We start from the raw sequence: 270 nt of genomic DNA on the forward strand, positions 1-270 counted from the left end.
CATTTCAAAGCATTTTTTTCATCCCCATAATATAGTTCCCGTGGCAGTAAATAGCTTGCTATTACAATTTCAATATATGGACGTTCCATGTCATTTACGGTAACAATCAGTTTTGCTGAAAAAACCTTTTTTTCTTCTATAGATTTTCTTTCACCACTTACTCCGCCTATTATTGCTCCTATGCCACCGCCTATTATTCCACCTACAATTGCACCACCTATACTTGTACCTCTTGAAGTGGAGACAGTGGTTCGACCATCTATTTGCATT

The 270-nt window shown here is 37.4% G+C and carries 1 protein-coding gene; it reads right to left on the minus strand.

All coding sequences use genetic code 11. The features are described from left to right. The coding region (locus SB753_RS37475) for a hypothetical protein (protein ID WP_410805211.1) at positions 1–270 on the minus strand (270 nt) is incomplete at both ends.

The organism is Paraburkholderia sp. SIMBA_053 (assembly GCF_046534895.1).
Classification (GTDB): Bacteria; Pseudomonadota; Gammaproteobacteria; order Burkholderiales; family Burkholderiaceae; genus Paraburkholderia; species Paraburkholderia caledonica.